Here is a 16,541-nt window from a genome sequence, read left to right as displayed (position 1 = left end):
AATTTGCCTGGCGGCTTTAGCGCGGTGGTCCCACCTGACCCCATGCCGAACTCAGAAGTGAAACGCCGTAGCGCCGATGGTAGTGTGGGGTCTCCCCATGTGAGAGTAGGGAACTGCCAGGCATCAATTAAGTGAAGAGGCCATCCGGAAGGATGGCCTTTTTGCGTTTTTGTCTTTATACAAAATTAATCCCGGACCGGCACAACAGCCCGGTTATCGGCCTTCGATCCAGTCACGAATTACCCTCCTCAATCGCATCAAACCCCTTCTATGCAAAGAGTCAGCCTCTTATAGCGCCGCTATAAGCGTGAAAAAGTAAGTCGAGTAGTGGAATTCGAGCGGAATGCTGCTGAAAAAAGAGGTGTTAGGACTGTGGGGGAAGCAATCCATAAAGTTGAATGAAACGGCCAGAATCTACCGAATCCCCAAAAGCAAAAAACCAGCCCGTAGGCTGGTTCTTCTAAATAGTGGTGCCCGGACTCGGAATCGAACCAAGGACACGGGGATTTTCAATCCCCTGCTCTACCGACTGAGCTATCCGGGCAACGGAGCGCATTAAACCTTAATCCCGGATGGTCGTCAACCCTAATTCAGGAAAAGCTGTTCAACTGCTTAACTTTACGGCAATCTGTCCGTTTGCACCGCGAAATTGCACAAATCTTCCAGACAATGGGGGTGCTAAATAGCAATGCTGACAGATCAGAGGAGGGCGATATGGCGAACGACTGGCTTGAGCTACGTCAGCATGCAGACACAGGTATTGAAACCATTAAGGCACACTTCGAAGGCCATGCTTTCGACCCACACTGGCACGACAGCTATCTGGTGGGCATTACGCTTTCTGGCACTCAGCAGTTCCATTGCCGCCGCGAGCGTCACCAGAGCCAGCCGGGAGATGCCTTTCTGCTTGAACCCGGTGAAATCCATGATGGCGATGCCCCGGTCGAGGGCGGCTTTACCTATCTGACGTTCTATCTGGACGAACAGTGGCTGAACAACACGCTGCACGGGCTATACGAATCCACGCCCGGTAGTTATTCACTCCATTTCGCGCAAACCCTGACGCGTGAGCCGCAGCTGGTTCGCACCATCGGTGAGACGTTTAATGCGCTGCATCAGGATGAGATGAAAATTGTCCAGCAAAGCACGATGGATCACATGCTGGCGCAGATCACTTCCCATTGCCACTGGCGCAAAAGGCTCCCTTCGCAGCTGCAAAGCGCAGCGGTGGCACATCGGGCGCGTGACTATCTGTATGCGCATATGGGCGAAAATCTCGGGCTGTCTGATCTTGCGCGCGAGACGGGAACCGATCGCTTTACGCTGACGCGCTGTTTCAAACGTGAGTTCCATCTGGCACCGCACGCCTGGCTTATCCAGCTTCGGCTCGCCAAAGCCCGTCAGATGCTGGCACGTGGAGATTTGCCGGTGGATGTCGCTGCATCGCTGGGTTTTGCCGATCAGAGCCATCTTGGACGCTGGTTCCAGCGGGCCTATCGCATCACCCCTGCCCATTACCGAAAGTTGTGCACAAACCTTCCAGACGTTTCCAGAAAATAGCGGCACAGTCAGAGCTCCAATAATAAGGAGCTACCTGTGAACGTGATGCCGTTTCTGCTGTTTGCTTTTGTCGCCTCGATAACGCCTGGCCCAACCAATATCCTTGTTCTGACCAACAGCCAGCACTACGGGGTGAAGGCGACGATTCCCGCCCTTGTCAGCGGCTGTATGGCGGCCAGTGCCATCGTGCTGATCTCTGGCGCGGGAGCCGGGGAAGTGTTGCGTCAGTACCCGCTGATTCGTCAGGTGATGAGCTGGGCTGGCGTGTTGTGGTTAAGCTGGATGAGCTGGCAGTTATTCAGCGCGCCAGCGGCAAACCTGTCACATGGCTCGCATCACCGTTTTACGGCACGTGCGGCAGCGTTGTTACAGGTAATTAATCCAAAGACATGGATGATGGCGTTGGCCGTCGTGAGCCTGTTTGCGCCGGATGGTGAGCATGCCCTGCGAGATGTGGCGCTGATGGCGCTCTGGTTCTTAATCATTTCGATAGCGTGTCTGATGTGCTGGGCGTGGCTGGGAAAGGCGGTAAATCGGGTGTTTCGCACCACCGTAGCGATGGTGCGCTTTCAACGCGTAATGGCGCTATGCCTGCTTTTCTCTGCGTGGGCAGGCATGCTGGCTTAAGTCAGCGCGCCACCCATACGGCACTGCGCAAAACGCAGGATATCTTCCGCGAGACGGTGCGCCGTCTCGACGTCGGCCAGGCTGCGGTTGACCAGCATACGGCTCAGGCAACCTTCCAGCACCAGCTCCATCTGCCGCGCGACCATTGCCGGATCGTCGACTTCGAGTCGGGTGAGCAACTCATGGGTAAAGTCGTGCGCCGCGCTTTTTTGCTGATCCGCCAGCTGATGGATCGGGTGCCCTGGATCAGGATAGAAAGTGCAGGCGGCGATAAACAGGCAGCCCGGGTAGCGTTTGTTGCGAACGCAATCCGCGAGGGCCGTATAACGCGCCAGTATTTTCTGCTCGTCCGTCAGCTCTTCGTTAAGCATTAACTGCCTGCGCCAGATATCCACCTGCTGGCTCAGATAGCGCAGGGCGTCGTACAGCAGCGCTTCTTTATCGGGCCAGAAGCGGCGAAGCTCATCCAGAGGATAATCGATGCGTTCGGCAACCATCTCAAGCGTGGTGCTGGCGATCCCTTGAACCTCAAGTAATTGCAGGGCTTGTCCCAGTACGTCTTCACGTTGCACGGTTTTCTCCTCCCAATGCTAACGGTTTCTCCCGTTAACAGTGTCGTTTACGGTTGGCGATCGCGCAAATGCGCGCTGAACGCTGCGGCATCCATAAATCCCGTCACGCGCCCGGCAGGCTGCTCTTCTCCTTGCTCATTAAAGAACAAAATAGTCGGCAGGCCGAGCACGTTGAGCTGTTTTAACAGAGCCTTGTCCTGCACGTTATTGGCCGTCACATTGGCCTGCAGCAGAACGGTATTTTTCAGCGCGTTTTGCACCTGCGGATCGCTAAAGGTGTATTTTTCAAACTCTTTACAGGCCACGCACCAGTCGGCGTAGAGATCGAGCATCACGGGTTTGCCTTTGGCCTGCGCCAGGGCGGCGTTCAGCTCATCAACGTTACTGATTTGAGTAAAGCTAAGATGCGCCTGAGTTTGTACGCCTGGGGAACCAAACGCCCAGTCCTGAAGGGGACGTACGCTCACCAGTGCGGCGGCCAGCAGGATAATTTGCACGATTCGCATCCACGGCTTCTGCGCCTGCAGGCTGGTAATAAATGCCCAGCCGAAGAACGCCACACCCAGAAGCGCCCACAGACGCACTCCCCAGACATCACCAATCACACGTTCGAGCAGGAATACCGGCAGTGCCAGAATCACAAAGCCGAACGCCGTTTTCACGGTTTCCATCCACGGACCGCTTTTCGGCAGCAGACGGTTGCCAAAGACGGTGACCAGAATCAGCGGCAGCCCCATGCCCAGTGCATAAAGATAGAGCGTCCCGCCACCAAACCACATGTTCCCGCTCTGAGCGATGTAGAGCAGGATGGCGCTGAGCGGCGCGGTGGTGCAGGGGGAACAGATCAGCCCGGCAATGGCGCCCATTGCAAAGACGCCGCCAGCAGAACCGCCCTGCTGACGGTTGCTCATCAGCGTCAGGCGTGTTTGCAGTGACGACGGCAGCTGCAAGGTGAATAACCCAAACATCGACAGTGCCAGCAGGGTAAAGACCACCGACAGCCCAATGAGCACATAAGGGTGCTGGAGCGCCGCCTGGAACTGAAGCCCTGCTGCGGCCACGATCAGGCCAAGGGCGGTGTATGTCAGCGCCATCCCCTGAACATAGATAAAGGCCAGCAGCAGCGCACGGGCGGTGGATAAACGCTGTTTGCCGCCGAGGACGATGCCGGAAATCAGGGGATACATCGGCAGGACACAGGGCGTGAAGGCGATACCAATACCGATCAACAGCGCCCACAGCGCGGAGAAGGGCAGCTTAGCGCTCGTATCACCCGTTTCAACTATGGGGGCTGAAGGTGCAGGGGACGCCTGCACTTCGCTCAGCGGTACCACTTTGGTCTCTGGCGGATAGCAGAAACCTGCATCGGCGCAGCCCTGGTATGTCACCGTCAGCGTGGCGCCCGAACTGGCCTGATTTACCGTGACCGGCACCGTCAGCCGATGGCGGTAGATTTCGCTTTTGCCATAGAACTCATCTTCGTGCCATTCGCCTGCGGGCAGCTGCGGCTCGCCGACGGTCGCGCGAGCTGGGGTAATGCTCACCTGCTTACGGTAGAGGTAATAGCCCTCTTTGACCTGCCAGGTCAGATTGAGATCGTGCTGATTCTGCTGGAAGTCGAAGACAAACGCCTGGTCGGCGGGAATGAAATTAGAGCGGCCGGGCGCGTCGAATAACCCGGCAAAAACTGATGTGCTGCACAGCAGCAGGATCAGCGTAAGGAAGCGTTGAGCCATGAGAGATAATCGTTATCGCCGTGAACCACTGGCAGCACCAGCAGTTCTGGGGTCTGGTATGGATGATGAGACTTTAGGCAGTCGAGAAGCGCTTGCTGATGCGAGACGTTGGTTTTCAACAGCATCTGCACTTCGTACTCCTGTTCCAGCTTGCCTTCCCAGTAGTACATCGAGGTAGCGCCAGGCAGGATCGTCACACAGGCAGCGAGCTGGTCTGCCAGCACTTTGGCGGCAAGCTCCTGGGCAGTGGCTTCATCGGGGGCGGTACACAGTACAACGACAGCGTCAGGTGTATTCACTACTCGACCTCCTCATCGCGAAAAAATCACTATATCACGCTGAGCCTGAGGGCATTAATGAATCGGGCCGCTGAGCGGCCCGACTTTAACTATTTTTACAACACCGAAAGCTTAAAGAATCACGCTACCGATCAGGAAACCGAAGCACACGGCAAACACCACGCCCATCGTGCCCGGAATAAAGAACGGATGGTTAAAGACGAAGCGTCCGATGCGCGTCGTCCCGGTATCGTCCATCTGCACGGCCGCGACCAGCGTCGGATAGGTTGGCAGAATAAACAGGCCAGAAACGGCAGCGAAAGAGGCCACAGCGGTCAGTGGCGACACGTTCAGTGCCAGCGCCATCGGCATCAGCGCTTTCGCCGTCGCAGCCTGAGAATACAGCAGCGCGGAAGCCACAAAGAAAATCACCGCCAGCAGCCACGGATGGCCCTGAATCACGGTACCTGCGGTCTCTTTAATCCAGTCGATATTGTGGGAAACGAAGGTATCACCCAGCCACGCCACGCCGAGGATACAGATACAGGCGCTCATTCCGGCTTTGAAGGTGCTGGAGCTGAGAATGCTGTCCGTTTCCACGCCGCACAGCACGGTGGTCAGGGTCGCGACGCTCAGCATAATAATAAGGATCGCGTTGGTGGTATTCATCAGCGGTGTTGCCACCAGGCCGAGACTTGGGCTATTAACGATGGCATAAATCACCACGCAGACCACGCCCAGCAGGAACAGCAGCACCGACAGTTTCGCGCGCGGTTTGATCTCAACTTTATTTTCACCGCGCAGTTCGATCAGACCTTCTTCCAGACGTTTCAGGTACACCGGATCGTCAGAAAGTTTGGAATTAAACAGTATAGTGACCAGGAACGACATCAGCAGCACAGCCAGCAGCGTCGATGGGATCACCACGGAGAGCAGATGAATATAGCTAACGCCATGGCCTTCCATTACTGATGACATATAGACCACTGCGGCAGAAATCGGCGAGGCGGTAATCGCAATCTGCGCGGACACCACAGCAGTCGACAGTGGGCGGCACGGCTTAATGCCTTGCTCTTTCGCCACTTCGGCAATAACCGGCAGCGTTGCCAGAGAGATGTTGCCGGTACCGGCAAAAATCGTCAGGAAGTAGGTCACGACCGGCGCGAGAATGGTGATGTATTTCGGGTTTTTGCGCAGCAGTTTTTCCGTTTGATTAACCAGATAATCCAGGCCACCCGCAATCTGCATGGCCGAGATGGCTGCAATCACCGCCATGATGATGGAGATAACGTCAAACGGGATTTTACCCGGTGCGACACCAATGGCTGCCAGAACCAGCACGCCCAAACCTCCGGCATAGCCGATACCAATCCCTCCTAGCCTGGCGCCGAGGAAAATCGCCGCTAAAACGATAATCAGCTCAATGACAATCATAATCGCTTCCTTGAATGTTAGTTGTTGGATACGTAAATGTTATTTTTGTGATGTCCTATAAAAGCAAAAAGGCACGTCACAAGTGACGTGCCTTTCGGAAGTTTAACCCGAACTGTTATTGTTCGCTTTCATCGGTATAACGCTTCGCTTTGTAGGCCGGGTGCATCAGGTTCTGCGCCGAGAAGATATCATCCAGCTCAGCCTCTGTCAGCAGTCCACGCTCAAGGACGACTTCGCGCACGCTCTTACCGGTTTCGGCACAAATCTTCCCGACGATGTCACCGTTATGGTGGCCGATGAACGGGTTCAGGTAAGTGACGATACCGATGGAGTTGTAGACGAAGCTTTCGCACACGGCTTTGTTCGCCGTGATGCCGTTAATGCATTTTTCCAGCAGGTTGTAGCAGGCGTTGGTCAGAATGTGAATAGACTCAAACATCGCCTGGCCAATCACTGGCTCCATGACGTTCAACTGCAGCTGACCCGCTTCGGAGGCCATGGTCACGGTAATGTCGTTGCCGATGACTTTGAAGCACACCTGGTTAACCACTTCTGGCACAACTGGGTTCACTTTAGCTGGCATGATGGACGAACCGGCCTGCAGTTCTGGCAGGTTGATTTCGTTCAGGCCAGCGCGTGGACCGGAGGAGAGCAGGCGCAGGTCGTTACAGATTTTGGAGAGTTTCACTGCCAGACGTTTCAGCGCACTGTGCACCATCACGTAGGCACCGCAGTCGGAGGTCGCTTCGATCAGGTCTTCCGCCGGAACAACCGCCAGATTGGACACTTCCGCCAGTTTTTGCACCGCCAGCTGTTGATAGCCGTCTGGGGTATTCAGACGCGTACCGATGGCGGTGGCGCCAAGGTTCACTTCCAGCAGCAGCTCAGAGGTACGCAGGATATTGCGGGTCTCTTCATTCAGCAGCACGTTAAAGGCATGGAACTCCTGGCCGAGGGTCATCGGCACGGCATCCTGCAGCTGGGTACGGCCCATTTTCAGAATGTCCTGGAACTCAACGGCTTTACGCTGGAAGCCATCGCCCAGCTGGTTAATCGCGTCGATCAGTTTCACCACAGAGGCGTACACGGCGATACGGAAACCGGTCGGGTAGGCGTCGTTGGTAGACTGGCACTTGTTAACGTGGTCGTTTGGATTGAGGTACTGGTACTCACCTTTCTGGTGGCCCATTAGTTCAAGACCGATGTTAGCCAGCACCTCGTTGGTATTCATGTTGACGGAGGTCCCCGCACCGCCCTGATAGACGTCAACCGGGAACTGATCCATGCATTTGCCGTTGTTCAGCACTTCATCGCAGGCGGCGATGATGGCATTTGCAGCGCTTTTCGGAATGGTTTGCAGCTCTTTGTTTGCCAGTGCTGCGGCTTTTTTCACCATCACCATGCCACGTACAAATTCAGGGATGTCGCTGATTTTGTTGTTGCTGATGTAAAAGTTTTCAATCGCTCTCAGAGTGTGAATACCGTAGTAGGCATCCGCTGGAACTTCCCTGGTACCCAACAAATCTTCTTCGATACGAATGTTGTTTAACATGTGAACCTTCTTTTAAAGCGGCCGATGGATTGTACTAAACACACAGTAGATATGTGGTTTTCAATATTTGCTGACCGACGATTATTCCCTCAATCAGCCAGATACTCGAGATCATATGCTGATGATAGCGAATTGCCGTAATCTGGATCACTTATTATCGCCCTCATCTCATGATAATTATTAATCTGTGAAATGAATCACCGCTTGAATATTTCCAGAAAAAATATCCGTGCAAACCGATTGAAATTTGGCTAACCGTCTCCATCTCAGAAAGACGCGACTCGCAAACACATTCAGACAGAGGCCAGAGGCGTCTGCCACACAGGAGAAACCAGTGCGCTGGATACCTTTTATTGCCATTTTTCTCTATGTTTACATCGAGATTTCTATTTTTATCCAGGTCGCCCACGTGCTGGGCGTCCTGCTGACGCTGATCCTGGTCATCTTCACATCCGTAATTGGGATGTCGCTGGTGCGCAATCAGGGTTTCAAAAATTTCCTGTTAATGCAGCAGAAGATGGCGGCGGGGGAAAGCCCGGCAGCCGAGATGATCAAAAGCGTGTCCCTGATTCTTGCGGGCCTGCTGCTGATTCTGCCGGGGTTCTTCACCGATTTCCTTGGCCTGTTACTGCTGTTGCCACCGGTGCAAAAACTTCTGACCATGAGACTGCTACCGCATCTGCGTTTTAACCGCATGCCTGGCGGCGGTTTCAGCACTGGGCCGGGAAATGGAGAGACCTTTGACGGGGAGTTTCAGCGCAAGGACGATCAGCGCGACCGCCTCGATCATAACGACGACCGCTGACAGGTGTGCCCGGTGGCGCTTCGCTTACCGGGCCTAATCTCTTGCAGGCCGGATAAGCGCAGCGCTATCCGGCGTTTAAAGCACGCTTCGTTTCGGCAAGAACATCCACAGCCCTGCCAGCATCACCAAAGCGTACAAACTCTTCCAGCCAACCATCACCAGCAGCAGCAAACACAACACGCCGCCGACTACCGCCAGCACTTTAAATCGTCCTTTCAGCAACCGGCATCCTGCCAGCATGCACAGCAGATAAATGATGATAAAAATGCCGTTCGCATAGACGATCAGCGCATCGAGATTGATATTCAGCCCATAAATACACAGGGTGCTCAGCACGCAACAGCCCAGCACCGCGTTTAGCGCGTTAAGGGGTAACTGGCGATTTGACAGGCGTGACAGGCGGCTGTTCGGCTTATACTGCGCCTGGGACCACACCAGGCGGGCGAAGCTCTGAATATAAATATTGAGGCTAGCGAAGCAGGCGAGATAGCCAATCACGCAGGCAATCCACAAGGCTTTGACGCCAAAGAGTTGCACCACGATCCCTGGCAGCGAAGCGGCTGCAGCCATGTCGGCGCTATACGCATTGAAATGCAGCACCAGCACCGTACAGGCCCAGTAAACGGTCCCCGCCAGCAGCAGGCCAATCATCAGCGCGCGCGGGAAATCTCGCTCCGGCTGTTTAAACTCTGACGCCAGATGCGCGAACGCCTCCAGCCCGACAAAACACCAGAACATCACCGCAAGCGCGGCGAAAAGTTGTGTGTGCTCGACATCTGCGATCGCCGGGAACGGAATCGCGCTCACCTGGATATCGCCCGCCCACCAGATCGCCGCAATCAACGCGACAATCAGCACGGCGACCAACGTTTGCAGATTGGCACTTGAACTGGCGCCGCGAGATCCGACCCACCAGACGATCGCCAGTGTCCCCAGCTCCGCCAGCAGCAGCTGTTCGTCATGCCAGCCAAACAGCGCCTGACCAAAACCGGTGGCGATGTGCAGAGCAGCAGGAAGCCCTACAGGGATGACCGACAGGAAAAGCCAGCCGGTGACGCGCTCCAGCCGTGGACCAAACGCCATGCCGACAAAATGCGCCACGCCACCGGCGCTGGGGAAATGGCGGCCGAGCGTCGCAAAGACAATCGCAATCGGAAAAACCAGCACGATCAGCACCGGCCACGCCCACAGACTGTTATTTCCTGCCACCAGAGCCGCCAGTGCGGGCACGGCAAAAACGCCGGTACCTAACAAGGAGGTGGAGAGCAAACCAACGCCCTGCGCCAGCCCCAACTCCTGTTTGAGTCCACTCATTCACTTCGTCCTGCCACCATCAAAAGAGAGGCGATGGTAACACTTTCACAAATTTTTTTTCGACTGCCCCTTGAAGGGGCAAAATCCGACCCCCATCTCTCAGGGCACCAGTCGGTAAACCTTTTACGGCCCGGCGTCTTCCATAACTGATAATGACTTTCTCGAAGGAGAGCTATCAATGAGTATTCGTCCGTTACATGATCGTGTGATCGTCAAGCGTAAAGAAGTTGAAACCAAATCTGCAGGCGGCATCGTACTGACCGGTTCTGCAGCAGCCAAATCAACTCGTGGCGAAATCATCGCTGTCGGTAAGGGCCGCATCCTGGAAAACGGTACAGTGCAACCGCTGGACGTTAAAGTTGGCGACATCGTGATTTTCAACGATGGCTACGGCGTGAAATCCGAGAAGATCGACAATGAAGAAGTGTTGATCATGTCCGAAAGCGACATCCTGGCAATTGTTGAAGCGTAATCCGCGAAACGATACTGAACGAATTTGAGGAAATAAGAACATGGCAGCTAAAGACGTAAAATTCGGTAACGACGCTCGTGTGAAAATGCTGCGCGGCGTAAACGTACTGGCAGATGCAGTTAAAGTGACCCTGGGCCCGAAAGGCCGTAACGTAGTGCTGGATAAATCCTTCGGCGCACCAACCATCACTAAAGATGGCGTTTCCGTTGCACGTGAAATCGAACTGGAAGACAAATTCGAAAACATGGGCGCGCAGATGGTGAAAGAAGTTGCCTCTAAAGCGAACGACGCTGCAGGTGACGGTACCACCACCGCGACCGTGCTGGCTCAGGCGATCATCGCTGAAGGCCTGAAAGCTGTTGCTGCGGGCATGAACCCAATGGACCTGAAGCGCGGTATCGACAAAGCGGTTATCGCCGCTGTTGAAGAGCTGAAAGCCCTGTCCGTACCATGCTCCGACTCTAAAGCGATTGCGCAGGTGGGTACTATCTCCGCTAACTCCGACGAAACCGTAGGTAAACTGATCGCTGAAGCGATGGACAAAGTCGGTAAAGAAGGCGTGATCACCGTTGAAGACGGTACCGGTCTGGAAGACGAACTGGACGTAGTAGAAGGTATGCAGTTCGACCGCGGCTACCTGTCCCCATACTTCATCAACAAGCCAGAAACCGGCGCTGTTGAACTCGAAAGCCCGTTCATCCTGCTGGCTGACAAAAAAATCTCCAACATCCGTGAAATGCTGCCAGTGCTGGAAGCCGTTGCGAAAGCCGGTAAACCACTGGTTATCATCGCTGAAGATGTTGAAGGCGAAGCACTGGCAACGCTTGTGGTTAACACCATGCGTGGCATCGTGAAAGTCGCTGCGGTTAAAGCACCTGGCTTCGGCGATCGTCGTAAAGCAATGCTGCAGGACATCGCAACGCTGACCGGCGGTACCGTGATTTCTGAAGAAATCGGTATGGAACTGGAAAAAGCGACTCTGGAAGACCTGGGTCAGGCGAAACGCGTTGTGATCAACAAAGACACCACCACCATCATCGATGGCGTGGGTGACGAAGGCGCAATCCAGGGCCGTGTTACTCAGATCCGTAAGCAGATCGAAGAAGCGACCTCTGACTACGACCGTGAAAAACTGCAGGAGCGCGTAGCGAAACTGGCAGGCGGCGTTGCAGTAATCAAAGTCGGTGCTGCTACCGAAGTTGAAATGAAAGAGAAAAAAGCGCGCGTTGATGACGCCCTGCACGCAACCCGTGCTGCGGTAGAAGAAGGCGTGGTTGCGGGTGGTGGTGTTGCGCTGGTTCGCGTTGCCGCTAAACTGGCTGGCCTGACTGCTCAGAACGAAGACCAGAACGTGGGTATTAAAGTTGCGCTGCGCGCAATGGAAGCCCCACTGCGTCAGATCGTGTCCAACGCCGGTGAAGAGCCGTCTGTTGTGGCGAACAACGTGAAAGCAGGCGAAGGTAACTACGGTTACAACGCAGCAACTGAAGAATACGGCAACATGATCGACTTCGGTATCCTGGACCCAACTAAAGTTACCCGTTCTGCTCTGCAGTACGCGGCATCTGTAGCGGGTCTGATGATCACCACCGAATGCATGGTGACCGACCTGCCTAAAGGCGATGCTCCTGACTTAGGCGCAGGCGGCATGGGCGGTATGGGTGGAATGGGCGGCATGATGTAATTGCCCTACGCCCGGCATCGTTCTGTAACCAGAATGCGTAGGGCGTAACCCTCCCAGAATTGAAATACCCCCAGGCAGAAATGTCTGGGGGTTTTTCTTTTGTTCATCTTTTTAGTATAAGGTTTACACACGGACAACTCTTGTCCAGCTTATTGCAAACGGGGAATAACATGCGCGTTAAAGTCTGTGCAGGGATCGTAGGGGCAGCGTTGCTGCTGGCAGGTTGTAGCTCCAGTAATGAGCTCTCCTCGGCGGGTCAGGGCGTTCGCTTTGTGGAAGATAAGCCGGGCAGCGAGTGTCAGCTGTTAGGTTCGGCAACCGGTGAGCAGAGTAACTGGATGTCGGGTCAGCACGGTGACGAAGGCGGTTCAATGCGTGGTGCCGCGAATGCGCTGCGTAACCAGGCGGCGGCAATGGGAGGCAACGTCATTTACGGTGTGAGCAGCCCGTCGCAAGGCATTCTGTCGAGCTTTGTCCCGACGGCCAGTTCCATGAACGGCCAGGTCTATAAGTGCCCGAACTGAGTCTCGTGCGGGCTAATGTCCTCACCTGAACCCTCTGTTTATCGCAGAGGCTACAAACAAAAAACGGCAACACCGGTTGCCGTTTTGTTTTGACCATCCGCCATCCGCTTTTTACGACTGACGTAGCTGCAAATCCAGCGGCGTTTTGCTCGGCTCACCACCAATTTCTCGCGCCAGTTTCGGCACCATATAGCCTGATACCAGCGTCAGCAGCTCCCGCATAATCTGCCGGGCTTCCTCATCGCTCACCATGAAATGCGCCGCACCCTGAACGCGGTCCAGCACATGCAGGTAATAAGGCATAACCGACGCATCAAACAGCGCATTGCTCAGATCGGCGAGCGCACGTGCGTTATCATTCACGCCGCGCAACAGCACGCTCTGGTTTAGCAAGGTCACGCCCGCCAGGCGCAGACGAACCATCGCCGAACGAAATGCGTCGTCGATCTCGTTGGCGTGGTTAATATGATTCACCAACAGGATTTGCAGTCGCGACTGTTCGAAGCGCGAAACCAGGGTATCTGTGATGCGCGCGGGGATCACAATCGGCAGACGACTGTGAATGCGTAACCGTTTGATGTGCGGGATCGCTTCGAGTTGCGTGAGCAGCCAGTCCAGCTCATGATCCTTCGCCATCAGCGGATCGCCACCGGAAAAGATGATCTCATCCAGCTCCGGATGGGCGGCAATGTAGTCCAGTGCCACCTGCCAGTTGCGCTTATTGCCCTGATTTTCGGCATACGGGAAGTGGCGACGGAAACAATAACGACAATTTACCGCACAGCCACCTTTCACCAGCAGCAGCGCACGGTTGAGGTATTTATGCAGCAGGCCCGGCACCACGCTGTTCTGTTCTTCCAGCGGATCGGTGCTATAGCCCGGCGCTGTCACGAACTCATCCTGCGAGGTAAGTACCTGTTTCAGAAGCGGATCGTCGCGGTTGCCTTTCTCCATACGCGCGACAAACGCACGCGGAACGCGCAGGGCAAAGAGGCGTTTTGCTTCACGACCGGCGAGCAAATTTTCATCCGTGTCTATATTCAATAGACGCAGCAGTTCATCAGGACTGGTGATTACATCGGCAAGTTGCGATAACCAATCTTCTCTGGACGGGGTATTTAGGGTTACAATATGCGCCATTTTGTGGCTTAGCTACCAGTTAACAATTTTCAGAGGGCCTTATGGCGACTTACTATAGCAACGATTTTCGTGCTGGTCTTAAAATCATGATGGACGGCGAACCGTATGCGGTTGAAGCCAGCGAATTCGTTAAACCAGGTAAAGGCCAGGCATTTGCGCGCGTTAAGCTGCGTCGCCTGCTGACCGGTACCCGTGTTGAGAAAACCTTCAAATCCACCGACTCCGCTGAAGGCGCTGACGTGGTCGATATGAACCTGACCTTCCTGTACAACGACGGCGAGTTCTATCACTTCATGAACAACGAAACTTTCGAGCAGCTGGCTGCTGACGAGAAAGCCGTTGGTGACAACGCGAAATGGCTGCTGGATCAGGCTGAATGCATCGTGACCCTGTGGAACGGTCAGCCTATCAGCGTGACTCCGCCTAACTTCGTTGAGCTGGAAATCATTGAAACCGATCCAGGCCTGAAAGGTGACACCGCAGGGACTGGTGGCAAGCCAGCAACGCTGTCCACTGGCGCAGTGGTTAAAGTTCCACTGTTCGTTCAGATTGGCGAAGTGATCAAAGTGGATACTCGCTCTGGCGAATACGTATCCCGCGTGAAGTAATTCATGTAAATGATTGAGGCGCAGCGTCTGCTGCGCCTGATTGATTCAGGCAGGGATGATGAAACGTACCGTTAAAATTCTGCTGATGCTGGTGCTCTCCAGCGCGATCCTTTCCGGGTGCAATACCGCACGTGGTGTCGGCGAGGATATTAAAGATCTGGGCCATGTTATTTCCCACGCGGCCAGCTAATCACTTCTAAAACTCCGAAAAAATACGTCCTTTTCCGTCGACCGGCGGGATTTTGTCTATCCTTAAGTGGCTATACACAAATAACATTGGCTATAAAAGGAAGATATATTATGGTTAAGAAAACAATTGCAGCGATCTTTTCTGTACTGGTGCTTTCCTCAGTATTAACCGCATGCAACACCACGCGTGGCGTGGGTGAAGATATCCAAAGCGGCGGTAACGCTATTTCCGGTGCAGCAACGAAAGCACAGAATTAATAGCGGTGTTAACGGACGGTACGGAACTGCCACCGTACCGTCAGCTTGCAACGTCCTGAAGTGTCAAAAACGGTGAAAACCGCGTATCCATATGCAGCTTCATACGGATGTTCCGTTTGTAGGTGTAGACCGTCTTACTGTTAATACTCAGTTTACCGGCAATTTTCTGATTGCTGGCGCCTTCCATCCACAGTGCTAATACTTTCTCTTCCTGTCGGGTCAGGAGCGGCGTCGCAATTTGCGGTATCTCATAGCTGGCACAGGAACTCAGGGCGTCATTAATCACCGTCGCCAGCGTGTAGAGCGGTGTGTTTTTACACAGTGAGGCCCACAGCGGGAACTGTTTTATATATTGCGACATGTCCGTTTTTTCGCTGGATTGCAGCAAAATAAAAGGCCGCGTCTCGCTGGCAATGAGCAGTGAGGAGAGTTGCTGGATATCACCCATATCCTGAGTAAAACTATTTAAGTCAGCAATAATCAGCGTAGGGTTCCATTGCAGGATATGCTCCCTGGCAAGGAACAGGTTGTTAACGCCGGTGACCATAAAAGAGCCGGGGAACAGACCTGAATGATTGAGCCATGCTGCAAACCCTGAGCGGGTGAAGTGACAACGGTCAATCAAGAGAATTTTAAACATGTTTTTTTTCGCATCAGGCAACGGGTTCGGCTTTCTGCCATCAGAAAGCACACCATCATAGGGAAGTCCGATGAGTGATAAATGATGGAACTCCGTTGCATACTGAGGCTATTTCAGGCTTTTACTTACATTCAGCAAACAGATTGAAAAAAAATCACATCTTGCGCAGAATAGGCCTCTCAACTCAGCCTTGCGGGACGACCTGCAAGCGCTTCTCTCACCGGGGACGGCCCCAGACTGTTATTTAAGTTAAGGAGCCTGATATGTCCTGGATAATTCTTTTGATCGCCGGTTTGCTGGAAGTGGTATGGGCCATTGGCCTGAAATACACCCACGGTTTTACGCGCCTCACGCCCAGCATCATTACCGTCACCGCGATGATTGTCAGTATTGCACTGCTCTCCTGGGCGATGCGCACGCTGCCCGTGGGAACAGCCTATGCCGTGTGGACGGGGATTGGCGCAGTCGGTGCGGCAATTACCGGCATTCTGCTGCTGGGGGAATCCGCGAGTCCGGCGCGTATCGCCAGCCTCGCGTTAATCGTCGCGGGGATTATTGGGCTTAAACTCAGCACCCATTAATGCGGCTGTTCAACCCAGATTAATTTTGACACATCAAACCCTTGTCGGGTCGCGACATCGAGCATTTGCTTTTTCATTTCGTCAGAAATGGTCGGTGTGCGTGAGAGTATCCACAGATAGTCGCGATCCGGCCCGCAGACCAGCGCATGGCGATATTCCCGATCCAGCGCAATCACGTTATAGCCGCCGTAGAACGGGCCAAAGAACGACACTTTCAGCGCGGCTCTGCTCGGGTCGCCGGTAAAGTAGGCTTTGCCGATCGTCTGCTGCCACATTCCACGCTCTGGATTATATCCCTTATTAATGACCTGAATGCCGCCGTCATCCATGGTGCTGTAGGTCGCAGTGACGCGCTGTAGCCCGCGCTCAAAGCGGTGATCGAGACGGGCGATTTCATACCAGGTACCGAGATAACGCTGTGCATCAAAGTTATTAACTACGGTGACGCCATTCGGCGGGGTAGGGGAACTACAGGCCACAACTAAAAACGCGGCTGTCACCGCGGCGATAACAGGCAAAATGCGCATAGAAGTTTCCTTGCTGTTTTTTTGTTAAGTGTAGATGACA

At 54.2% G+C, this 16,541-nt stretch carries 19 protein-coding genes, 1 tRNA gene and 1 rRNA gene; 11 read left to right on the top strand and 10 right to left on the bottom strand.

Features of this window, described 5'->3' with window-relative positions; all coding sequences use genetic code 11:
• Positions 1-6 precede the first annotated feature (6 nt).
• Positions 7-122, top strand: a 5S ribosomal RNA gene (rrf, locus tag F153LOC_RS12005).
• 346 nt (positions 123-468) lie between these two features.
• Here rrf and F153LOC_RS12000 read toward each other — a convergent pair.
• Positions 469-544: transfer RNA gene (locus tag F153LOC_RS12000), tRNA-Phe, on the bottom strand.
• 170 nt (positions 545-714) lie between these two features.
• Here F153LOC_RS12000 and F153LOC_RS11995 point away from each other — a divergent pair.
• Both F153LOC_RS11995 and F153LOC_RS11990 read left to right on the top strand, forming a co-directional pair.
• Complete coding sequence (locus F153LOC_RS11995; protein WP_158238460.1) at positions 715-1,560, top strand: AraC family transcriptional regulator; 846 nt, start codon at positions 715-717, stop codon at positions 1,558-1,560.
• Between the two features lie 36 nt (positions 1,561-1,596).
• The gene (locus F153LOC_RS11990) at positions 1,597-2,187 is read left to right on the top strand and encodes a LysE family translocator (protein ID WP_102104421.1); all 591 of its coding nucleotides are present in this window, start codon (positions 1,597-1,599) and stop codon (positions 2,185-2,187) included.
• Here F153LOC_RS11990 and F153LOC_RS11985 read toward each other — a convergent pair.
• The 5 genes from F153LOC_RS11985 to aspA all read right to left on the bottom strand — a co-directional run bounded on the left by F153LOC_RS11985 (position 2,184) and on the right by aspA (position 7,759).
• Positions 2,184-2,759 (bottom strand): transcriptional regulator, encoded by a 576-nt coding sequence (locus F153LOC_RS11985; RefSeq protein ID WP_102104422.1) that lies wholly within the window; start codon positions 2,757-2,759, stop codon positions 2,184-2,186. The genes F153LOC_RS11990 and F153LOC_RS11985 overlap by 4 nt on opposite strands.
• Positions 2,760-2,806: 47 nt before the next feature.
• On the bottom strand, positions 2,807-4,495 hold the full coding sequence (locus F153LOC_RS11980; RefSeq protein WP_102104423.1) for a protein-disulfide reductase DsbD: 1,689 nt from the start codon (positions 4,493-4,495) through the stop codon (positions 2,807-2,809).
• A complete protein-coding gene (gene cutA / locus F153LOC_RS11975; RefSeq protein WP_102104424.1) occupies positions 4,471-4,794 on the bottom strand; it encodes a divalent cation tolerance protein CutA in 324 nt (107 codons plus the stop codon). Before cutA ends, F153LOC_RS11980 begins: the two co-directional genes overlap by 25 nt.
• 111 nt (positions 4,795-4,905) lie before the next feature.
• Positions 4,906-6,207: an anaerobic C4-dicarboxylate transporter gene (locus F153LOC_RS11970; RefSeq protein WP_100777922.1), complete on the bottom strand. Its 1,302-nt coding sequence runs from the start codon at positions 6,205-6,207 to the stop codon at positions 4,906-4,908.
• A gap of 115 nt (positions 6,208-6,322) precedes the next feature.
• Positions 6,323-7,759: an aspartate ammonia-lyase gene (gene aspA, locus F153LOC_RS11965; RefSeq protein WP_100777921.1), complete on the bottom strand. Its 1,437-nt coding sequence runs from the start codon at positions 7,757-7,759 to the stop codon at positions 6,323-6,325.
• Between the two features lie 334 nt (positions 7,760-8,093).
• Here aspA and F153LOC_RS11955 point away from each other — a divergent pair, with 334 nt between their 5' ends.
• A complete protein-coding gene (locus F153LOC_RS11955) occupies positions 8,094-8,564 on the top strand; it encodes an FxsA family protein (RefSeq protein WP_102104425.1) in 471 nt (156 codons plus the stop codon).
• 75 nt (positions 8,565-8,639) lie between these two features.
• Here F153LOC_RS11955 and yjeH read toward each other — a convergent pair whose 3' ends face one another.
• Complete coding sequence (yjeH, locus tag F153LOC_RS11950; protein WP_102104426.1) at positions 8,640-9,878, bottom strand: L-methionine/branched-chain amino acid transporter; 1,239 nt, start codon at positions 9,876-9,878, stop codon at positions 8,640-8,642.
• A 178-nt stretch (positions 9,879-10,056) separates the two neighbouring features.
• Here yjeH and F153LOC_RS11945 point away from each other — a divergent pair, with 178 nt between their 5' ends.
• From F153LOC_RS11945 to F153LOC_RS11935, 3 genes are all read left to right on the top strand, one after another.
• Positions 10,057-10,350, top strand: coding sequence for a co-chaperone GroES (locus tag F153LOC_RS11945; protein WP_003855929.1), 294 nt, complete (start codon positions 10,057-10,059; stop codon positions 10,348-10,350).
• 40 nt (positions 10,351-10,390) lie between these two features.
• Entirely contained in the window at positions 10,391-12,034 is a 1,644-nt protein-coding gene (gene groL / locus F153LOC_RS11940; protein ID WP_100777917.1) for a chaperonin GroEL, read from the top strand.
• A gap of 170 nt (positions 12,035-12,204) precedes the next feature.
• A complete protein-coding gene (locus F153LOC_RS11935; protein ID WP_100777916.1) occupies positions 12,205-12,558 on the top strand; it encodes a DUF4156 domain-containing protein in 354 nt (117 codons plus the stop codon).
• Positions 12,559-12,669: 111 nt separating this feature from the next.
• On the opposite strand, the gene epmB is transcribed toward F153LOC_RS11935, so the two are convergent.
• Positions 12,670-13,698, bottom strand: a complete 1,029-nt coding sequence (gene epmB / locus F153LOC_RS11930; protein WP_102104427.1) for an EF-P beta-lysylation protein EpmB — start codon at positions 13,696-13,698, stop codon at positions 12,670-12,672.
• Between the two features lie 41 nt (positions 13,699-13,739).
• Between epmB and efp the strand changes: the two genes are divergently transcribed.
• The 3 genes from efp (at position 13,740) to ecnB (ending at position 14,753) form a co-directional block, all read left to right on the top strand.
• A complete protein-coding gene (gene efp / locus F153LOC_RS11925; RefSeq protein ID WP_095280459.1) occupies positions 13,740-14,306 on the top strand; it encodes an elongation factor P in 567 nt (188 codons plus the stop codon).
• A 58-nt stretch (positions 14,307-14,364) separates the two neighbouring features.
• Positions 14,365-14,496 (top strand): entericidin A/B family lipoprotein, encoded by a 132-nt coding sequence (locus tag F153LOC_RS11920; protein WP_100777914.1) that lies wholly within the window; start codon positions 14,365-14,367, stop codon positions 14,494-14,496.
• A gap of 110 nt (positions 14,497-14,606) precedes the next feature.
• Positions 14,607-14,753 (top strand): lipoprotein toxin entericidin B, encoded by a 147-nt coding sequence (gene ecnB / locus F153LOC_RS11915; RefSeq protein ID WP_100777913.1) that lies wholly within the window; start codon positions 14,607-14,609, stop codon positions 14,751-14,753.
• Between the two features lie 40 nt (positions 14,754-14,793).
• On the opposite strand, the gene F153LOC_RS11910 is transcribed toward ecnB, so the two are convergent.
• Entirely contained in the window at positions 14,794-15,393 is a 600-nt protein-coding gene (locus F153LOC_RS11910) for a LuxR C-terminal-related transcriptional regulator (RefSeq protein ID WP_100780775.1), read from the bottom strand.
• 263 nt (positions 15,394-15,656) lie between these two features.
• Between F153LOC_RS11910 and sugE the strand changes: the two genes are divergently transcribed.
• The gene (gene sugE / locus F153LOC_RS11905; RefSeq protein WP_100777912.1) at positions 15,657-15,974 is read left to right on the top strand and encodes a quaternary ammonium compound efflux SMR transporter SugE; all 318 of its coding nucleotides are present in this window, start codon (positions 15,657-15,659) and stop codon (positions 15,972-15,974) included.
• Here the strand turns inward: sugE and F153LOC_RS11900 are convergent.
• Entirely contained in the window at positions 15,971-16,501 is a 531-nt protein-coding gene (locus tag F153LOC_RS11900; protein ID WP_100777911.1) for a lipocalin family protein, read from the bottom strand. The two genes, sugE and F153LOC_RS11900, sit on opposite strands and share 4 nt — an antisense overlap.
• Between the last annotated feature and the right edge of the window lie 40 nt (positions 16,502-16,541).

Source organism: Lelliottia sp. F153 (genome assembly GCF_002870005.1).
Classification (GTDB): Bacteria; Pseudomonadota; Gammaproteobacteria; order Enterobacterales; family Enterobacteriaceae; genus Enterobacter; species Enterobacter nimipressuralis.
The sequence above is the reverse complement of the archived record's forward strand: the minus strand, read 5'-3'. Positions and strand labels throughout refer to the sequence as shown.

Excerpts from the sequence above, each read along its gene's own strand:
- F153LOC_RS11945 (WP_003855929.1), top strand. The coding sequence starts at position 10,057 with ATGAGTATTCGTCCGTTACATGATCGTGTGATCGTCAAGCGTAAAGAA.
- F153LOC_RS11995 (WP_158238460.1), top strand. The coding sequence starts at position 715 with ATGGCGAACGACTGGCTTGAGCTACGTCAGCATGCAGACACAGGTATT.
- aspA (WP_100777921.1), bottom strand. The coding sequence starts at position 7,759 with ATGTTAAACAACATTCGTATCGAAGAAGATTTGTTGGGTACCAGGGAA.
- efp (WP_095280459.1), top strand. The coding sequence starts at position 13,740 with ATGGCGACTTACTATAGCAACGATTTTCGTGCTGGTCTTAAAATCATG.
- yjeH (WP_102104426.1), bottom strand. The coding sequence starts at position 9,878 with ATGAGTGGACTCAAACAGGAGTTGGGGCTGGCGCAGGGCGTTGGTTTG.
- F153LOC_RS11935 (WP_100777916.1), top strand. The coding sequence starts at position 12,205 with ATGCGCGTTAAAGTCTGTGCAGGGATCGTAGGGGCAGCGTTGCTGCTG.
- groL (WP_100777917.1), top strand. The coding sequence starts at position 10,391 with ATGGCAGCTAAAGACGTAAAATTCGGTAACGACGCTCGTGTGAAAATG.
- sugE (WP_100777912.1), top strand. The coding sequence starts at position 15,657 with ATGTCCTGGATAATTCTTTTGATCGCCGGTTTGCTGGAAGTGGTATGG.
- F153LOC_RS11920 (WP_100777914.1), top strand. The coding sequence starts at position 14,365 with ATGAAACGTACCGTTAAAATTCTGCTGATGCTGGTGCTCTCCAGCGCG.
- ecnB (WP_100777913.1), top strand. The coding sequence starts at position 14,607 with ATGGTTAAGAAAACAATTGCAGCGATCTTTTCTGTACTGGTGCTTTCC.
- F153LOC_RS11900 (WP_100777911.1), bottom strand. The coding sequence starts at position 16,501 with ATGCGCATTTTGCCTGTTATCGCCGCGGTGACAGCCGCGTTTTTAGTT.
- F153LOC_RS11910 (WP_100780775.1), bottom strand. The coding sequence starts at position 15,393 with ATGTTTAAAATTCTCTTGATTGACCGTTGTCACTTCACCCGCTCAGGG.
- epmB (WP_102104427.1), bottom strand. The coding sequence starts at position 13,698 with ATGGCGCATATTGTAACCCTAAATACCCCGTCCAGAGAAGATTGGTTA.
- F153LOC_RS11970 (WP_100777922.1), bottom strand. The coding sequence starts at position 6,207 with ATGATTGTCATTGAGCTGATTATCGTTTTAGCGGCGATTTTCCTCGGC.
- F153LOC_RS11980 (WP_102104423.1), bottom strand. The coding sequence starts at position 4,495 with ATGGCTCAACGCTTCCTTACGCTGATCCTGCTGCTGTGCAGCACATCA.